Raw genomic sequence first — 19,238 nt, 5'->3', positions numbered from 1 at the left:
TCTTAAAGTATACTTGGTGTTGAGTTTATTTGATGATTATGATACATAATTGTTATTATATATACTAGCGTAGCATTTGTTGGTTATTATGTTAATAAATTAAAGATTGGTTTTTATAGTGATAAATATATTTAATAAATTAAAAATTCCTATTGTTATAGTACTTGCTGTGTCAGCTTATTTGATTCATAGTGTATGGCTTTTTAATTGTGCAAAAGTTATTGGAGATATATTTATTAATTTACTAAAATTGGTAAGCTTACCTGTGGTGTTTCTTTCTATTATTACTGCGATTTCTAGTTTAAAGAATATAGTACAAATTAAAATTCTATTAAAAAAAATTATTTTTTATACCCTTCTTACTACTATTTGTGCAGCTGTTGTTGCTCTAATGATATATTTGATAGTTAATCCGTCAGAACAAAATAAGGCATTAAATTCGCTAAAAAATGTAGATGTTAGTAGTGATAGTTATTTATCTTATTTAATATCAATAGTGCCGTACAATTTTGTTAAAATTTTTTTAGATAATAATATAGTTGGATGTATTATATTTGCCTTTTTGATTGGTGGTGGAGTTATTACAATTTCTAGTGAAAAACACGAGTTTTTATATAAGTTATTTTCATCGTTGTTTGATACTTTTTTAGAAATTGCAAAGTTGATATTAAAATTTATGCCAATAGCAATTTGGGCATTTATTACAACTTTTTTATATTCTATTAAGGATGGGTATGATTTTTCTAATATAATAAAATATATTATATGCATAGTATTAGCAAATTTTATTCAGGCATTTATAGTATTACCATTATTAATAAGATATAAAGGCATATCTGTACATAGTGTTGTGCGAGGTGTAATGCCAGCTTTGATTATAGCATTTTTTTCTAAATCTTCTACTGTTACATTGCCAACTACTATTGATTGTGTAAGTAATAATCTTAAAGTGTCAAAAAAATTAACATCATTTGTATTACCAATATGTACTACAATTAATATGAATGCATGTGCTGCTTTTATATTAACTACAGTTTTATTTGTTTCTGAAATGAATTTACATTATTTTTCCATTTGGGAAATGTTTTTATGGGTATTTATTGCTACAGGGGCCGCTATTAGTAATGCAGGAATTCCAATGGGATGTTATTTTGTTTCTATGAGTTGTCTTATGTCTATGAAAATACCACTTAATTTAATGGGAGTAATATTGCCAGTATATGTTATTATAGATATGTTTGAAACAGCATTAAATGTATGGTCTGATATTTGCATTACTAAAATTGTTGCTAAGGAGTATAAAGATGAATTATAAATTTTTAATGTGATAAATAAATAATTTGTAATGATAGATAAATAATCTGTGGTGATAGTGAGTGGTTGTATCTGGTGTTATGTTAGCTTTCTTTAATCTGATAATATTATTATGTAATATACCCACGGCTAAAAAGGGTATGTTATAATGCAGTATAACTAGCTTGAAAATATAATATAAAGTTTTTATTTATCAAATTGATAATTGTTGCGATATTATGCTTTTTAAGTAAATTAACATATTAAGTATCTATAAAAAACTAAGAGATAATATTTTTTGTTAGGTTATTGGATTTTTTTATAAATATGCATAATATCATATATTAAATTCAGTGAATAAATTATTTGACGTGTAGTACTGGTATAAGTTTATATGGTAAAATTTCTGGTAAATGTTGTTATTTATATTTGTAAGATTATTGTATAACTTCTTGATTATGCATATATTTTCTTAATACGTATGGAATTGAAATAGAACCATCCTTATTTTGGTAATATTCTATGATAGCAGCAATTGTTCTACCTATTGCTAATGCTGATCCATTTAAAGTATGCACGAATGTGCTAATTTTATGGTTATTATGAATTGTAAAATATTTTGCATTCATTCTTCGTGCTTGAAAATCTTTACAATTGGAACAACTAGAAATTTCTCTATATTTTTTTTGACCTGCCATCCAAACTTCTAAATCATATGACATGCTTGAAGAAAATCCCATATCTCCAGTACATAAAAGCATTACTCTGTATGGTAATTCTAGTTTTTGTAAAATATTCTCTGCAATTTTGACCATTCTTTCTAATTCTTGTTCTGATTTATCTTCAGCTACTATACTTACTAATTCTACTTTATTAAATTGATGTTGTCGAATCATTCCTTTAGTATCACGTCCGGCACTTCCTGCTTCAGAGCGAAAGCATTGGGAAGCAGCTGTAAATCTTAAAGGAAGATCTTTTAATGGGAACATTGTATTTGATACTAAATTTGTTAAAGCAACTTCGCTTGTAGGTATTAACCTAAAATTGTTTGTGGTCTTAAAAGAGTCTTCAGAAAATTTTGGTAATTGACCAACATTATACATAGTAACTTCATTGACAAGTATAGGGTGAGATACTTCAGTATAGCCAAATTCTTGTGTATGTGTATCTAACATAAAATTAACTAAAGCTCTATCTAATTGTGCTAATTGTTTTTTTAAAATAACGAATCTTGAACCAGATAATTTAGCTGCTTGTTTAAAATCCATTAAATTTAATTTTTCTCCTATTTCGTGATGGGTTTTTACGTGAAAATTGAAAATTTTTGGAGTTCCATGTTTTCTAACTTCAATATTATTAGTCTCATCATTTCCAATGGGAACTTTAATATCTGGAATATTTGGAAGGTTATTGAGAATATCATTTAATTCATTATTGAATCTTAACTTACTATCTATTTCCTCAATTTTTGTTATAAGATTTTTTGATAGTTGTATTTGTTGTTCGCAATCGATATTACTGCTCTTTAAAATTGAAATTTCTTTTATAATTTTATTATGTTGTTTTTGTAATTCATATAATTGAGTAAGTAGTTGTTTTCTTATAGAGTCTAATGTAATTATTTTATGAGCAATTTTTTCAAAATTGCGACTTTGCATTGCATTATCAAATTCTTTAGGATTATTTCTTATAAAATTTATGTTATGCATATTTTTATATGGAATTATTATTAATCATTATATAATCGATTTTTTTCTTTTAGAATATTATATATTATCAATTTTTAAAGATATTTATTTAAGTAAGGTAATTATGAATATTATAGTAGCGTTGCTTATTGAAGGAATATTAATTGCTATTATAGCTTATTTCATTGCTTTAAGAACTCGTATTTCTAAAATTGATTATGAAATTTTAAATACTAATAAAAAATTAATTGATGAGAAACTAAAAAAAATAGAAGATGAAAATGAATCTTTAAAAAAAGAGTTATGGGATATTAGTAATAAGTATACTGTAACGGAAGTTGAAAAGAAAAATTTAGAAAATAATTTTAATTTGTATAAAGTTGATTTTATGCAAAAAATTGATGAAAAATATCGATTGTATTTTGAAAATTTAGCAAATCGTATTTTTGATGAGAAAACAGATAAATTTAATAAAATATCACAAGAAAGCTTAAATAGTATTATTAATCCTCTTAGAGATAGTATACAAACATTTAAGCAAAAAATAGAGACTACATTTATTGATCATAATAAAGATCAGTTTTTATTACGAAATGAAATACAGCGTATTGTTTTAGCAAATGAAAAAATTACTTTACAAGCTGAAAATTTAGCTAATGCTTTAAAGGGTGAAGTTAAAATTCAAGGTAATTGGGGTGAAGTAATATTGGAAAAAATGCTAGAAGATTCTGGGTTGCGTAAAGATCAAGATTATAAGTTACAAAGTTCAGGTATGAATTTTACTGGAGAAGAAGGTAATAAGCAGTATCCTGATGTTGTTATTCTTTTACCTGAAAATAAACATATTATTGTTGATTCAAAAGTTTCTTTAACTCATTACGAAAGGTATTGTGCTGAAAAAATAGAAATGTCAAAGATAATGCATTTAAAGCAATTTACTACATCTTTAAGGTGTCATATAAATACTCTTGCTGAAAAGAAGTATCAAAATATTGATAATTGCAATGCCCCAGATTTTGTATTAATGTTTATTCCTATAGAAGGTGCATATTTTCTTGCAATTCAAAAAGATATGTTGTTACATGAGTATTCTTGGAATAAAAAAATAGTTATAGTTTGTCCTTCGACGTTATTTGCAACTCTTAAAACAATAGAATCTGTATGGAGATTAGAGAGGCAAAATCGTAATACTATGGAAATAGCGCGTCAGGGTGGTGCACTTTATGATAAAATAGTAGGATTTGTGACTGATATGCAAAAACTTGGTAAGCAGATTGATATTGTAAGTAGTATTTATAGTGATACTATGAAAAAGTTGTCAGAGGGGCATGGTAATATTTTATCTCGTACTCAAAACTTAAAGCACCTTGGGGTCAAAACTTCAAAAAAATTAGAATGTGTAGAATAATTTTCTAAATTCATTTGTAATGATACATTATTTATATAAACTTGTAATATTCTTTCTGAGTATATATTTTTAAGTATTTATACTGTGATGAATTTATATTATTCTTTAATTAATAATTACATAATATAAATTATATATGGATATAATATGTTAAGTTGTTTATTTTTAAAACTGATTTGTTTTAAAGTAATGCGTAACTATATTTTTAAAATTTTATATTACCCACATTTTATTAAATATATGTAAGCTTGATAAGCAAGTACATTTATTGCTAAAACTATAATACTTAATTTATATCATTCAAAGAATAATCATGTGACTTGTAATAAGGTGTCAAAACTTATTACAATTAAGAGTATGTTATGTAGTAAATTATCTTACACTATTTTAGTCAATTATCATTACTTTCCTTATTAGATATTGGTTATGGAGTGGTGGTCTTTTTTTAAAGTCAATTATATAATCTATTAAAAGTAATAATGTAATAAATTTGGGGGATACTATTATTTAGATGGTATGTAAAAATTATTTATCTATGTTTAAGTAAATTTAACTATAAAAAATAGATAATTCATGTGATTTGATTTTATAAATAAATACTAAGATATTAATTAGTGGCCTTAGCAATAATAAGTCTAATTTTATTTTCTGCAAAGTCACTTTCTATGGAATAAAATAATTTATATCATTAAAAATACTTCATACATAAATAGCATGTCCTTTTTGCGAGATGCTCTTTGTTTAGTAGAGTCTAGTACAGAATTATGAGCAATGTTAGAATTTCTTATATTTTAGTAAATTAAGTGACATTAAATTTTTCAATTATTTTTATATTATGATTGTATTAATTATTTCATAAAATTTGAAATACTTAATTAATGTAATACAATCAATATAAAATGGAATAATATATAATTTAACATAATAGAAATATCTAGTTAATATGTAATGCCATTAATAATTATTATTATAATAATGTAGTATATATGTAATAAGCTAATAAACATTATCAAGAAATATAATTTCCTGTAATTATATTATTAGTAATTTTGTATATTAATATTATTTTTTGTTTTGTCATTTTATATATTACTGAATAACTTAGGTGTGTAGGTTTTTTTTTGATATTATATAAATAATTATGCATTATAACTTTATATTGCTTATATATTCATTATAAACATAGCATATTATTAATTATATATAGTGTTATGTCAGTTATAAATTTATATTCAATACTGCTATGATGAATTTAAGTGAGAATTGGTATTATTATTGTATTCAATGGCTTTAATGTAATTTAATGAATTATAGATATAATAGATCTTATTGTGTATAAGATATTAACATTTTAATAAATAAAAAGGCTGTAGAAATATGCAAAAAATTGATAAGCAAAAGTATTTTGAAGATGCTATAGATTGGTATTGTGAACAATATTTATTTTGTGCTACTGAAAGATCATGGTTAGCTAGCACCGTATTAATTTTGTTAATATTTTTATTTGCATTAATATTTAATATATATTCTTTATTCCCCATGAAGAAAGATTTTACTTTTATTAAATACTCAGATCGCTATAGTGATGAATTTTCAAAGATAAAAAAATTAAGTCGTAATAATGAAGAAAATGAAGAAGTGCTTCTTGCCAATTATCTTGTTGGTCAATATGTTAAACGACATGAATCATATTCTCATAGTGAGTTAAATAATCAACTTAATTTTATAAAGAATAATTCTTCAAGAAAAGTGTTTTTGGCATTTAAGAATACTATAGAATATAATATTTTACAAAATTTAATTCCTAAATATCCATATAAAGTTGTAGAAATAGAAACTAATGTTCAGAATGTCACATTGTTAAAGCAAAGCTCATCATCATTAAATAGTGCTATCATTCAAGCTAATAAGAAATTTTTTGTAAGTGGAGCTGTAGTGAAGTCACAAGCTGTAACAGTGCAAATAGATTTTTCTTTATCAAATATAAAAATGGCTATATCAGGTGTGATGCCATTTGAATTTACGGTACATAGCTATCAGTATATTGATTGAGGATTTTTTAAGTTCATTTATGAAAATAAAGTATTATATAAATAACACGCATTTTTAAAGTAAAATATTTGATAAGTTATAATTATTAATATTTACAATTTTCTACTATTTTTTTTATCTTTATATAAGAAGGTAATAATTTAATATAAGCTGTTATTAATATAAAAATTTTATTTCTCAACAATACAGGATCTGTTGAAGTAGGTGATATAGTAAATGTTTTAGAGAAAAAGGTGTTGGTTTGATAATAAACTTAATCTTATATATTTTGAGTTGTTATTTATATAGAATTTAAAATCATCTTTATTTTTTACTATGCTGCAATATTGTATTTAATAATTTTATTTATAATTATTAAGAAAAATATTGTGATACTATTTTAATTGATGTGTACTTTATTTATAATTTTTTATATATTAATATATGATATATTTTTATTAATATTAGCACCAATACTTGACATTACATATTCGATAAGTTTATTGTGATCGTCAAAAAACATTGCATTAGGAAGTTGATTTTTAAACCAAGTATATTGGCGCTTTGCATATTGGCGGGTATTTTTTTGAGAGATTTCTATTGCTTGTGAGAGACTTATTTTTCCATTTAAATATTGTATTATTTCTGGAACACCATGAGCTTTCATAATTGGTAGATCATAAGATAAATTAAGAGATAATAAATATTCTACTTCTTTTATTGCAGTAGTATTTATCATATTTATAAAGCGTTGATTGATTTTTTTGTATAATTGCTCTCTATTAGGAAGTATTATATGTACATGATACTTATTAAATAATGGATAATGTTTATTTTTTTGCCAAGTAAATATTGAGACTTTAGTTTGTTCAATAACTTCAAATGCACGTAATATTTTATGAGTATTATTTGGATGTAAATTACTTGCTAACTGATCTTTTTTTATAAGTAATTTATAGAATTCTTCTCTTCCTAAAGTTTCAAATAATTTTTTAGTTTTATATCTAATTTCAGGATTTATTGAAGGTATTGGAGATAATCCATTTATAAGACTATTAATATACATACCAGTACCGCCCGTAATGATGGGAAGCAAATTTTGATTCCATGCATGTAGTATTTGTTCTTTTACATCTTGTAGCCATAATCCAACAGAATAATTGTATGTTGGTAAAACATATCCATATAATTTATAGTCAACGTATTGATTAGAAGCTGGTTGATCTGTTATAATAGGCACTCCTTGATATATCTGTTTTGAATCGCAATTTATAATTACACAACGATGATTACGTGCAATTTCTAGACAAATTTTTGATTTACCAGAAGCTGTGGGTCCAGTAATTATTAATATATCATTCATTTTTATAATATAAGGAGTATATTAAATTTATTGTAACATGCTTTCTATCTGTACTAAAAATGTTTATTGTATATGCAATGGCTTTATTTTAATAATAGCATTATCTATGATGATGAGGCCAGAATCTCTTAAATTTTATACAAATTATGTATTATATAGATGTTTTTTTATTAGTGAATTTATCAATTATTATAATATTTACTTATTTATATTAATAATCATCTTTTAGTCAAGGGTAGGGCAATTATAATGTATTGATAAATATCATAACTGCTATTGCAATTAAGTCCAAGTATTATTGCATGATAATGATATAATTTAGTATATAATATTGTAAAAGGTTAATTCTCATATTTTATATTAGATATGATTTTAATAAAATTACTCAATATCTTTTGTACTGAATATCTTTTGTACTGACTTGAATTATTTATCTTTTTCATTGAAACTACATTTTAATAATTTTAGTATATCGCAAAGAATTTTTTACCTTTACTGTCCGTTTGGATGATAATTGATATATTGTTTTTAAAGATAACTATGGTATTATAAAAATATATAAAGCTTATAAAGTTTTTATGTATTTTTATAAATATCATATTTCATAATTATCGTAAAATTATATAAAGTAATATGCTAATAAATAGCAGTAATTTTAAATGAGGTTCTATTTTTTTTATATTATATTACTAATATATAATTAAGATAATATTCACCCATTAATTTTATAATTTGTAATTAATATTACTGAAATATTATTGAACTCTATTATAACACGTGGTATGCTGAAGTTATAATTATTCTGTAATAATAGCTAATTACGATAGGTTATAAATATCATGGTAAATCAAGATGATGCTTCTCAAAATAGCTTTATTTCCAAATTTAAAAAAATAGGTTCATTTACTGCAAAATTTAAGGATAATGAAAATTTATCTGATAATCAATTTTCAGATTCTATGAAAAAGAAAAGTGACGAAGGAGCATTTTCTGATAGGAAAAGTATTATAAGAAATAGTAAAAGGGAAAGCTTTGCTGAATCAGCAAAAAAAAGCAGAATAGATTGTTTATTTCTTGTACGTGGTAAAGATAAAGGAAGATGTGCATGGCATTATGTATTAGTTGATAAAAATAAGCGTGAAATGTTTCTTGCAAAAAGCAGAAGTGGATCTATAGATGTTGCATTATATGGTCAGATATTATACTCTGGTTGGGGTGAAAATCCTCCAGAAGATATTGTAAAAAAGATAGAAGATGAGTATGGTGGTTCATGATGTAAATTAATTTTTGTATTTTTAATATATTTTTTAAATAAGCTATGAAATCTGTTTTTTTATTATTTAATAATTTGATACTAAGAGGGAGTTTGTGCAGATAGAAAGGGTTGCAATTTTAGGGATTAACCTTCATAGTACGCATATAGCTGAATGCATAGCAAATATAGGAATTCCAGTGGTGATGTATTGTATCAATTCTCAAGATATGTTATGTCTAAATGTAGTTAATGATGTGAATTCCTTAATTCAAATAAGCAATTTAGAGAGTGGTATTGATAGTTTAAAGTTTGCAGATTTGATAATTGATTCAATGGCTAATAATTTAGATGATAAATGTCAATTATATCATCAAATTATTAATTATATTAATGTAAATGCTATTATTTCTTTAAATAGTTCAATAATATCATTAAATGCTTTATGTGATAGATTGCCGTCAAAAGTTTCTCATAAGTTAATTATAGCACATTTTTCTTATATATTTAAAAATTCAGATTTGTTAGAATGTGTGATTCATTCTGGAAATACCAATGATATGTTAACGGTATTTCATGAATTTTGTGAAATCAAATTAAATAAAAAAGTTATCATTTGTGCTGATATTGCTGGATTATTAATTAATAGAATAGGATATTTTTGGATTATTAATTTTTTAATAAATTCTTATAATTTTAAGATAGATATAGATATTGTTGATAGTTTAATTAATGAGCATATTTGTAATTCAAGGTTAGGAATTTTTCGGTTATTGGATAGTATTGGATTAGATATATTTATATCAGAGTTAAATAAGTTAATTGTTAATATAGCGAAAGATGACTTATTGTTTTTAGCTTATAATCAAATACCTAAAGTTATTTTTCAAATGATAGCTGATAAGGTTACGGGATGTCATAGTATTCTTGGAGGATTTTATCGTAAATATGATACGTATCATGGTAGTGTAAATCAGATGCTAGATTTATCAACAGGGTTATATAAATCAGAAAATTCTCATATATATGATTTAGATAACATTGATAAATATAAAAGTTTTATATATTCTACGCTATCAAGTGTTTCTGCTTACATAACATATATTGCTGAAATAACTGGAAGTGATATTTTAACAATTGATAATATTGTTAAATCGAGTCATGAATTAAAATATGAATTATCTAAGATTATTAATAAGTTTAATATTTAAATTATGCTTATTTAAAAATATTATTTATTATAATATTGCATTGTATTATATTTAGTATCATTAATTACAAGTAGATATGTTTTTGAAGTTTTTAGTCTTATAGTTCAAGATGAATCTTTTAATTAATTCATCAAATTTAATCTCATAAATTTTAGAGTAAAAAAATTTTACATCATCAGTATTTACAATACTCTACTATTTTTTATTAATAATGTTATAACTTTTTTATATTTATACAAGAAACTAATAATATCTTAATATAAGATATTATATAAAAAATAATGGATTATTCTTTTTGTTAAAGTTACAATATTTTTGTTTGTAAAGGTATCTTTGATAATATGCTAAGGGATAGTGATAAAATTTTTACTAATCTTAATGGTCATGATAGTCCATATTTAGATTCTGCTAAAAAACGTGGTACTTGGGATAATACAAAAAAAATATTATCATTAGGTTCGGAGTATATTATTGAAGAAATAAAAAATTCAGGATTACGTGGAAGGGGTGGTGCAGGATTTTCTACGGGCATGAAATGGAGTTTTATGCCAAAAAATCGGCCTAAAGGTCAAAATGCATACTTAGTAGTTAATGCTGATGAATCAGAACCTGGTACATGTAAGGATCGCAATATAATTAGATATGAGCCTCATAAAATTATAGAAGGAATATTGATCGCAGGTTTTGCAATGAATGTTACTACTGCTTATATTTATATTAGAGGAGAGTTTTATAATGAATATTTAGTTCTACTTCGTGCGTTAGAAGAGGCATATAGTAATAACTTGATTGGTAAAAATGCTTGTGATTCAGGTTACGATTTAGATATCTTTATTCATAGAGGAGCAGGGGCATATATATGTGGGGAAGAAAGTGCACAATTAGAATCTTTAGAAGGACGGAAAGGAATGCCAAGATTAAAACCACCTTTTCCTGCAGCTATAGGGTTGTATGGCTGTCCAACTACTATTAATAATGTTGAGACTATTGCTGTTGTTGGTGATATTTTAAGAAGGGGAGGAGATTGGTTTGCTTCTCTTGGTAAGCCAAATAATACAGGAACGAAGGTTTTTTGTATTTCTGGACATGTTAATAATCCTTGTAATGTTGAAGAAGAGCTAGGAATTACAATGAGGGAATTAATAGAGAAATATGCAGGTGGAGTACGTGGAGGATGGGATAATTTATTAGCTGTAATTCCTGGTGGATCATCTGTTCCTATGTTACCAAAGTCAATTTGTGATAATGTGAATATGGATTTTGATTCTTTAAGGGCTGTGCAATCAGGATTAGGAACAGCAGGGTTAATTGTTATGGATAAGTCTACAGATTTAGTTGAGGCTATAGAAAGGCTATCTCATTTTTATATGCATGAATCTTGTGGACAATGTACCCCATGTAGAGAGGGTACAGGATGGATTTGGAAAATAATGAGAAGAATAATTGATGGAAATGCTAATTACGAAGATATTGATTTATTACTTAGCATTACAACTCAAATAGAAGGACATACTATATGTGCTTTAGGTGATGCTGCTGCATGGCCTATTCAAGGATTACTAAGGCATTTTAGTCATGTTGTTGAACATAAAATTGCTAATAAAGCTAATTTGCTTTCATCAAATTCTTGAAATATTGTTATCATGTTACTTATATCAATGATATTTTAGTAGACTTAAATTCTTAATATTATATAAGATAAATATGTAATAATTAATTTATGAAAAATTTTTTACAGCAGCCTATCAAATAAGGTATTTTATAAAATTACTAAACTATATTTAAAGGAACATTGAAATTTATAAATTTAGTCTACTTATGAAGAATAATGCTTACAAAATTTTTAAACTTAATGTAAAACTATAAAATGAAAGAAAACAGCTATGATTAAGAATGTATCTTAATTATACATTGAAAGAAATATAAATAGGTTATTTGTCAATTATATTAGATATAATATAGGCTAAGATGTAAAGTTACTCAAGTTCTTATAGTCAGATTATAAATCTAAAGTTTTTAATTTATTTAAGGCTATTATATGTTTATTTTCTAAAAAATTTTTTGAGTGGATTTTATCTTAATAAAAATTGTAATATCTGAATGTAGTGTTGTAATCATATAGAACATGTTTATTTCTTGTTGGATTATTCATTTTAATCAATTAATGAAATCACTTTAATAAGTACGTATATCTCATATTCTGTTTTACGTATATAAATATATGTATGTTTTTAACAATTAAAACCCTTATTCGCATGGATTTACAAATTAAAAGCTATAGTACTGCTAATATAGAAAAAAGTAAAATTATAAAAAGATAATAGAATTATATCATGTAAATTTTTTTTAATATACAAGAAAGATGATCAATTGACTTATCTATTTATTAGTAAATGAAATGATTTTTGCATTTTAATTGTTAGAATTGATTAGCATATCTTTAAATTTTTTATTTCAATATATAAAAGTAATTAAAAATATCTGACAATCTTTATTTAAGATAGCTAATATTATGGTAGTTTGTATTATATTAAAACATAATTATTAAAAGAATATATTACTATAAATTTTTTGAAAGTGTGCTTTTAAAATATGAAATAATACTATTTGTATTTTTAGATGTAACTTGATTTTTATTTAAACAGCCTTTTAGCACTTTTTAATGCAGAAGACTTAATATTTTGAGTTTAATTATTAAAGTAAGCTTATACAGAATAATATTACTTGAACTACCTTATACTTAATTTTTTAGTCTAATACATATATAAATTGCTAATGAAAATAATAATGACTCAAGTAAAGTACAAGGAAATAATTTAAAAGCTGTATATACTTTTACCAATAAACGTAGTAACAGTATAATCTAAAAAATATATAATAGTTTTATTTTTTATTATAAAAAAAAGCTTATTACATTTACTTTGTAGGAAATTATTTTATTTTATGGAAATGTTGAAAATTGTATACAGAAATGTAAGTAAAAAACAATATTTGCATTAATATTTAATAAATATATTATGAAGAATGTATTTCAAGTTTAAAGTTGAAGAATTTATTTGAAAAAGATAAATGAAGTTTTTTTGTAATATTATCGAATGTTAATGTATTTTTATTGTACGCCATCATCTTATAATGTTTTTGAATGTGTAGATATTGTTGTATGTTGCTAATATTTTTTCATATAGTATACTATAAAATAATTTGATATTAAATTATAATGCTAGTGTTTTAATGATTTGTTTTTTATTTTATCTGTTTTCATTTTTTTTGGTAGTTTCTGCTATTACAGTAATAATAGCTTCAAATCCAGTATATTCTGTATTGAGTTTAATTCTTACTTTTTTTATATCTAGTACATTATTTATATTACTTGGGGCGGAGTTTATAGCAATGCTTATTATTATAGTGTATGTCGGAGCAGTAGCAGTACTATTTTTATTTGTTGTAATGATGATAGATATTGACTATTCTAGAATTAAACAGGGCTTTACCAAGTATTTTATTATAAGTTTAATGTGTGGAGTAGTATTTTTTGTTGATGTAGTATTAGTTATTCAAAATTCTCATATGCGTAGTGATATGGTAAAAAATCAAAATAATATGGAAAATGTGTTTATGATAGGTAATGTTATATATACGGATTATATGTATGCATTCCATTTATCTGGTATTTTACTTTTAGTTTCAATAGTAAGTGCATTAGTATTAGCACTTTATCATCAAGATGATGCATTGAAGCAGGATGTACATAAACAAGTGTCTAGAGATTCATCTGTAAAATTAGCAGATCCTAAATTTTTGCAAGGAGTCACAGATGAAGATTTTGATTGAAGCTGGTATTACATTAAATCATTTTCTTATTTTAGCAGCTATGTTGTTTACTATAGGTATGTGTGGGGTTTTTATTAATCGTAAAAGTATTATTACTATATTATTATCTATAGAGTTAATGTTATTAGCTGTTAATATAAATTTTGTTGCTTTTTCTGTGTATCAGGAAAATATTTTAGGACAGGTTTTTACTATATTTATTTTAACTGTTGCTGCGGCTGAGTCTGCTGTAGGACTTGCAATCATTGTTGTATACTTTAGGAATTATAGTAATATTGACATTGATAAGGCTAATTTTTTAAAAGAGTAATTATTGTACTTAATTATGTTATGTAATATATATTATTTAATGTTGAGAAGTGTAAAAATGCGTTATTTAAGTCAATTTATATCAAGAAATTTTTATGATTACTGTTGAGTTATTATGTGTGTTTTTACCTTTAATAGGCTCTATTTTATGTAAATTGGTAAATAAAAAGTTATTTTCCCAAATATTAGCTTCTTGTGGTGTTATTGTTTCTACTATATTGTCGTGGTATTTATTTTTTAGCTTTCAGAAAAGTTATAATATAAATATTGTACCTTGGATTTATATAGATGCTCTACAAGTAAATTGGTCTATTTATATAGATCGATTGACAGTAATGATGTTAATAATAGTAACTACAATATCTTCAGTTGTGCATTTATATTCAATTGGATATATGAGTCATGATAAAAGTGCTATTAGATTTTCTTCCTACTTATCTTTATTTACTTTTTTTATGCTAATGTTGGTTACTAGTGGTAATTTTTTACAACTTTTTTTCGGTTGGGAGGGAGTAGGATTATGTTCTTATTTATTGATAGGATTTTGGTTCAATAAGTTATCAGCTATTAAAGCTGCAGTTAAAGCATTTATTGTTAATAGGATAGGTGATTTTTTCTTTATATTAGGGATTTTATTAATTTTTGTAGTGTTTAACACATTAGATTTTGTAAAAATATTTCATTATGTAAATACTAGTACGGTTAATTACATTATTTATGCATTTGGTCATCAAATTACAATTTATCCAATTCATATAATTTGTATACTGCTTTTTATTGGGTGTATGGGGAAATCTGCGCAAATTGGATTGCATACTTGGTTACCTGATGCAATGGAGGGTCCAACTCCAGCTTCAGCTCTTATACATGCTGCTACAATGGTTACGGCTGGAGTATTTCTTGTAGCTAAATGCTCACCTTTGTTTGAATTATCTCAACCTGCTCGTGACTTAATAATATTAATAGGTGGAATTACTTGTTTTTTTGCAGCTACTGTTGCCATTGTGCAAGATGATATAAAAAAAATAATAGCTTATTCAACATGTAGTCAATTAGGATATATGTTTATTGCATGTGGAGCATCAGCATATAATATTGCTATATTTCACTTAATGACTCATGCATTTTTTAAGTCTTTGTTATTTTTATGTGCTGGTAATATTATTCATTCAATGAAAGGTGAACAACAGATTAGTAATATGAGTGGTAATAGCTGGAAAAAAATACCATATACATATTTACTGACATGGATAGGTTCGTTGGCTCTTGCTGGAATATTTCCATTTGCAGGATTTTATTCCAAAGATTTAATTATTGAAAGTAGCTATCATGTAAGTATTTTTAGTTTTGTTATTGGGAATATAGTGGCATTTTTAACAGCTTGTTATTCTTGGAAATTAGTTATTATGGTATTTCATGGTGCTGGGGTTGAGGATAATTCAATTCATGAATCAAAGTATATGATGTTAATACCTTTATTAGTGTTAGCTGTAGGGTCTATGATTTCTGGAATGTTGGCAGAACATTTTATTAGTACAGTTGACTTTTGGAAAGATAGTATTATTATTTCTCATCATCATGAAGTTGAATTATTTATAAAATATTTACCTCTTATTTGTGGTATTATGGGCATTATAGCAGCATATTTAATCTATTTTTGTCAGTATTATAAATATTTGCATTTTAAAATATTATATGTTTTTTTATGTAATAAATGGTATTTTGATAAAGTGTATAATTATGCTATTACTAAGCCAGTAAAAAAATTATCTTATGCTTTATGGATGAAGATTGATAAAAAATTTATTGATTATTTTTGTTTAGGTGGTATTACTAGAGCGGTGATTTTTTGCGCAAGATATACTACGAAAATTCAAACGGGATACGTTTTTGATTATGCTTTTGTTATGCTATTAGGCTTAATAGGGATTGTGATGTACTTTATTTATAATATAGGGTTTTAGAAATAGTGATATTTTTAATGGTTATCTTTCCCATAATAGGATCAATATTTTTATCAATAATAAATAAAGGTAATTCTTTATATATTAAGATAGTGCCTGTATTAGTTTCTGGTATAGTATTGGTTATTAATATAATATTGCTTTTAAGATTTAATTATGAAGCATTAGAATTTCAATTCACTCAGCAGTTATTAGAAAATATAGGACTAGGATTAGATGGAATATCGATAATATTTGTTTCACTAACTACTTTTTTATTTTTTATATGTAGCATATTTGCTTTAAGTAATAAATTTCAAAATTTACAATCATTTTTAGCATTATTTTTGCTTCTTGAAGCATTAATTATATGTGTTTTTGCATCACTTAATATCATTGTGTTTTATATATTTTTTGAAGCTGTCCTTATCCCTATGTTTTTTATTATTGGTATTTGGGGTTATCAAGATAAAGTATATGCAGCCTTTAAATTATTTCTTTATACTTTAGTTGGATCATTATTATTTTTAGTAGCAATTATATATATATATGTATTAACTGAAGGAGTTACTAATATAGAGCAATTAAGTAATATTCTTCCTAATAAACTTACTCTTAATGAACAAAGGTGGTTATGGCTAGCATTTTTTGTATCTTTTGCAATAAAAATTCCAATGATTCCTTTTCATACTTGGCTTCCTGATGCTCATGTACAAGCTCCTACTATAGGTTCAGTGATACTTGCAGGTATACTTATCAAAATGGGTGGCTATGGATTTTTAAGATTTTCGCTTCCAATGTTACCAGAAGCTAGTATTTATTTTTCAAAATTGATAATAATTTTAAGCATTGTGGCGTTAATTTATACTTCTTTAGTAGCTTTTGCCCAAAAAGATATCAAAAAACTTATAGCATATTCTTCAATTGCCCACATGAGTTTTGTGACTGCTGGTATATTTTCGTTTAATCAGTATGGGATTTTAGGATCTATTTTTCAAATGGTTAGTCATGGATTTATTTCTTCTGCATTATTTTTATTAGTTGGTATTATATATAATAAAGCACATACTTTAGATATAGATAAATATAGCGGATTAGCATCATCAATGCCAAAATTCTCTTTTATGTTTATATTTTTTAGTATGGCTTCGATAGGTATACCAGGAACTTCTGGATTTATTGGTGAATTTTTATCCATTTTAGGTATTTTTAAAAATTTAAGTTTTATTTCAGCATTTTTTGTAATAGGTGTTATATTAAGTGCGGTTTATATGCTGTATTTATGCAGAAAGATAATATGGGGACAAGATAATAATTGTATAGTAGGTGATATTACTAAGATTGAATTAGTACTTTTAAGTTTATTAGCGATGTTTGTTGTAATATTAGGATTATGTCCTTCTATTCTTTTAAATTATCTCGAATTACCAGTTAAACAATTGTTAATAGAAAATTTTTTGATGTCCTAATGGTGTAAAATATGTCTTGGAGTGGTTTTTTATATATTATACCTGAAGCTTTTTTAATTAGTTCATCTTTAATTTTATTGTTATTAGGAATTAAGTTTGATAAAACACTGATACATATATCATCTATGGTTACTATATTTATCACAATACTTTTATTAATATATAGATTTTACATTAATGAAGTTATAATTTTTAACTCATTATTGAAATCAAGTTTATATATTTGGCTATCTAAGCTTATAATCTTAAGCTTAAGTGAAGTTATTTTGCTAATGTTTTTACTATCAAAGCAAGAATATTGTTATGAATTTTCTATAATGATATTATTTGCAGTTTTTGGATTTATAACGCTTATTGGTGCAAATAATTTACTATCTTTTTATTTATCATTTGAAATTCAAAGTATATCTCTATATGCATTAACTTGCTTTAATAAACATTTACCTCGATCTTCTGAATCAGGAATAAAATATTTTATATTAGGTGCATTAGCTTCTTGTATTATGTTATATGGAATATCTTTAATATATGGATATTCTAATTCTATAGATTTTAATGAATTATCAAAATATTTTTTTGAAAATAAGAGTATACCAATAGGTGTGATATTAGGAGTTATTTTTATTTTAATAAGTTTTTGTTTTAAATTATCTGTTGCGCCATTTCATATGTGGACTCCTGATGTTTATCAAGGTAGTCCGACAATTGTTACAGCATTTTTTTCAATTATTCCAAAAGCAACATTTATTTTGTTACTGATTAGAGTATTAAGTGAGGTATTTAGTGGGCATATTATGTATTGGCAACAAATATTAATTTGTGTATCAGTTATATCTATTTGTGTTTCATCACTTGGTGCAATAAAACAAAATAATTTAAAAAGGCTTTTTGCATATGCAGCTATTGGACATGTTGGTTATATGTTAGTAGCAATATCTATATTTACTAATAGTAGTATAATTGCATCAATATCATATTTAATATTATATGCGGTTATGAATATAGGATTATTTGCTATGTTACTTCAATATAAAGATGATGATTGTGATATATTAAATATTACTAATTTATGTAGTAGAAATCCATTAACAGCTTTATGTATTACAATTATTATATTATCTATGGCTGGTATTCCACCTTTAGGAGGATTTTTTATAAAGTATGATATATTATTGAGTTTGATTGAAAATAATTTTATTAAGTTAGCAGTGCTGTTTGCATTAATGAGTGTTGTAGCATGTTATTATTATTTACGTATTATAAGGGTTATATATTTTGATTCATGTAATAGTTTGTATAAGCATAATTTACAAAATAATGGTTTAGTAATAATTTTATTTATTTCTGCTGCAGCTAATTTATTCTTTTATACATACATGAATTATATAAAAGGTTTTTTAGGTTATTTATTTGACTTTTATTTTTTTAAATAGATAATTG

General features: G+C 24.5%; 13 protein-coding genes. 11 read left to right on the top strand and 2 right to left on the bottom strand.

Annotation, left to right across the window (positions count from 1 at the left end):
- The first annotated feature begins 118 nt into the window (after positions 1 to 118).
- Entirely contained in the window at positions 119 to 1,315 is a 1,197-nt protein-coding gene (locus tag HL033_RS00230) for a dicarboxylate/amino acid:cation symporter (RefSeq protein WP_246575267.1), read from the top strand.
- A 415-nt stretch (positions 1,316 to 1,730) separates the two neighbouring features.
- On the opposite strand, the gene serS is transcribed toward HL033_RS00230, so the two are convergent.
- Complete coding sequence (serS, locus tag HL033_RS00225) at positions 1,731 to 3,002, bottom strand: serine--tRNA ligase (protein WP_218194117.1); 1,272 nt, start codon at positions 3,000 to 3,002, stop codon at positions 1,731 to 1,733.
- 103 nt (positions 3,003 to 3,105) lie between these two features.
- On the opposite strand from serS, the gene HL033_RS00220 reads away from it, so the two are divergent.
- Complete coding sequence (locus tag HL033_RS00220) at positions 3,106 to 4,389, top strand: DNA recombination protein RmuC (protein WP_218194116.1); 1,284 nt, start codon at positions 3,106 to 3,108, stop codon at positions 4,387 to 4,389.
- 1,377 nt (positions 4,390 to 5,766) lie between these two features.
- Positions 5,767 to 6,441 (top strand): VirB8 family type IV secretion system protein, encoded by a 675-nt coding sequence (locus tag HL033_RS00215; RefSeq protein WP_218194115.1) that lies wholly within the window; start codon positions 5,767 to 5,769, stop codon positions 6,439 to 6,441.
- Positions 6,442 to 6,850: 409 nt separating this feature from the next.
- Here the strand turns inward: HL033_RS00215 and miaA are convergent, their stop codons facing one another.
- Complete coding sequence (miaA, locus tag HL033_RS00210) at positions 6,851 to 7,783, bottom strand: tRNA (adenosine(37)-N6)-dimethylallyltransferase MiaA (RefSeq protein ID WP_218194114.1); 933 nt, start codon at positions 7,781 to 7,783, stop codon at positions 6,851 to 6,853.
- An 839-nt stretch (positions 7,784 to 8,622) separates the two neighbouring features.
- On the opposite strand from miaA, the gene HL033_RS00205 reads away from it, so the two are divergent.
- The 8 genes from HL033_RS00205 (at position 8,623) to HL033_RS00170 (ending at position 19,231) form a co-directional block, all read left to right on the top strand.
- Positions 8,623 to 9,057 carry a hypothetical protein gene (locus HL033_RS00205; RefSeq protein ID WP_218194113.1) on the top strand — a complete coding sequence of 145 codons (435 nt, stop codon included), beginning with the start codon at positions 8,623 to 8,625 and terminating at the stop codon, positions 9,055 to 9,057.
- 94 nt (positions 9,058 to 9,151) lie between these two features.
- Positions 9,152 to 10,246: a 3-hydroxyacyl-CoA dehydrogenase NAD-binding domain-containing protein gene (locus HL033_RS00200; RefSeq protein ID WP_218194112.1), complete on the top strand. Its 1,095-nt coding sequence runs from the start codon at positions 9,152 to 9,154 to the stop codon at positions 10,244 to 10,246.
- A 341-nt stretch (positions 10,247 to 10,587) separates the two neighbouring features.
- Positions 10,588 to 11,877, top strand: coding sequence for an NADH-quinone oxidoreductase subunit NuoF (nuoF, locus tag HL033_RS00195; protein WP_218194111.1), 1,290 nt, complete (start codon positions 10,588 to 10,590; stop codon positions 11,875 to 11,877).
- 1,600 nt (positions 11,878 to 13,477) lie between these two features.
- Positions 13,478 to 14,077: an NADH-quinone oxidoreductase subunit J gene (locus HL033_RS00190; RefSeq protein ID WP_410522099.1), complete on the top strand. Its 600-nt coding sequence runs from the start codon at positions 13,478 to 13,480 to the stop codon at positions 14,075 to 14,077.
- Complete coding sequence (gene nuoK / locus HL033_RS00185; protein WP_218194110.1) at positions 14,061 to 14,387, top strand: NADH-quinone oxidoreductase subunit NuoK; 327 nt, start codon at positions 14,061 to 14,063, stop codon at positions 14,385 to 14,387. The genes HL033_RS00190 and nuoK overlap by 17 nt, the downstream gene beginning before the upstream one ends.
- A gap of 94 nt (positions 14,388 to 14,481) precedes the next feature.
- Positions 14,482 to 16,350: an NADH-quinone oxidoreductase subunit L gene (gene nuoL / locus HL033_RS00180; protein ID WP_218194109.1), complete on the top strand. Its 1,869-nt coding sequence runs from the start codon at positions 14,482 to 14,484 to the stop codon at positions 16,348 to 16,350.
- 2 nt (positions 16,351 to 16,352) lie between these two features.
- Positions 16,353 to 17,798 carry a complex I subunit 4 family protein gene (locus tag HL033_RS00175; RefSeq protein ID WP_410522115.1) on the top strand — a complete coding sequence of 482 codons (1,446 nt, stop codon included), beginning with the start codon at positions 16,353 to 16,355 and terminating at the stop codon, positions 17,796 to 17,798.
- Positions 17,799 to 17,809: 11 nt separating this feature from the next.
- Positions 17,810 to 19,231 (top strand): NADH-quinone oxidoreductase subunit N, encoded by a 1,422-nt coding sequence (locus tag HL033_RS00170; protein ID WP_218194108.1) that lies wholly within the window; start codon positions 17,810 to 17,812, stop codon positions 19,229 to 19,231.
- The last annotated feature ends 7 nt before the right edge of the window (positions 19,232 to 19,238 follow it).

The organism is Neoehrlichia mikurensis (genome assembly GCF_019186785.1).
Lineage (GTDB): Bacteria > Pseudomonadota > Alphaproteobacteria > Rickettsiales > Anaplasmataceae > Neoehrlichia > Neoehrlichia mikurensis.
Note: the sequence above shows the minus strand (reverse complement) of the source record. Positions and strands in the feature narration are given on the sequence as shown.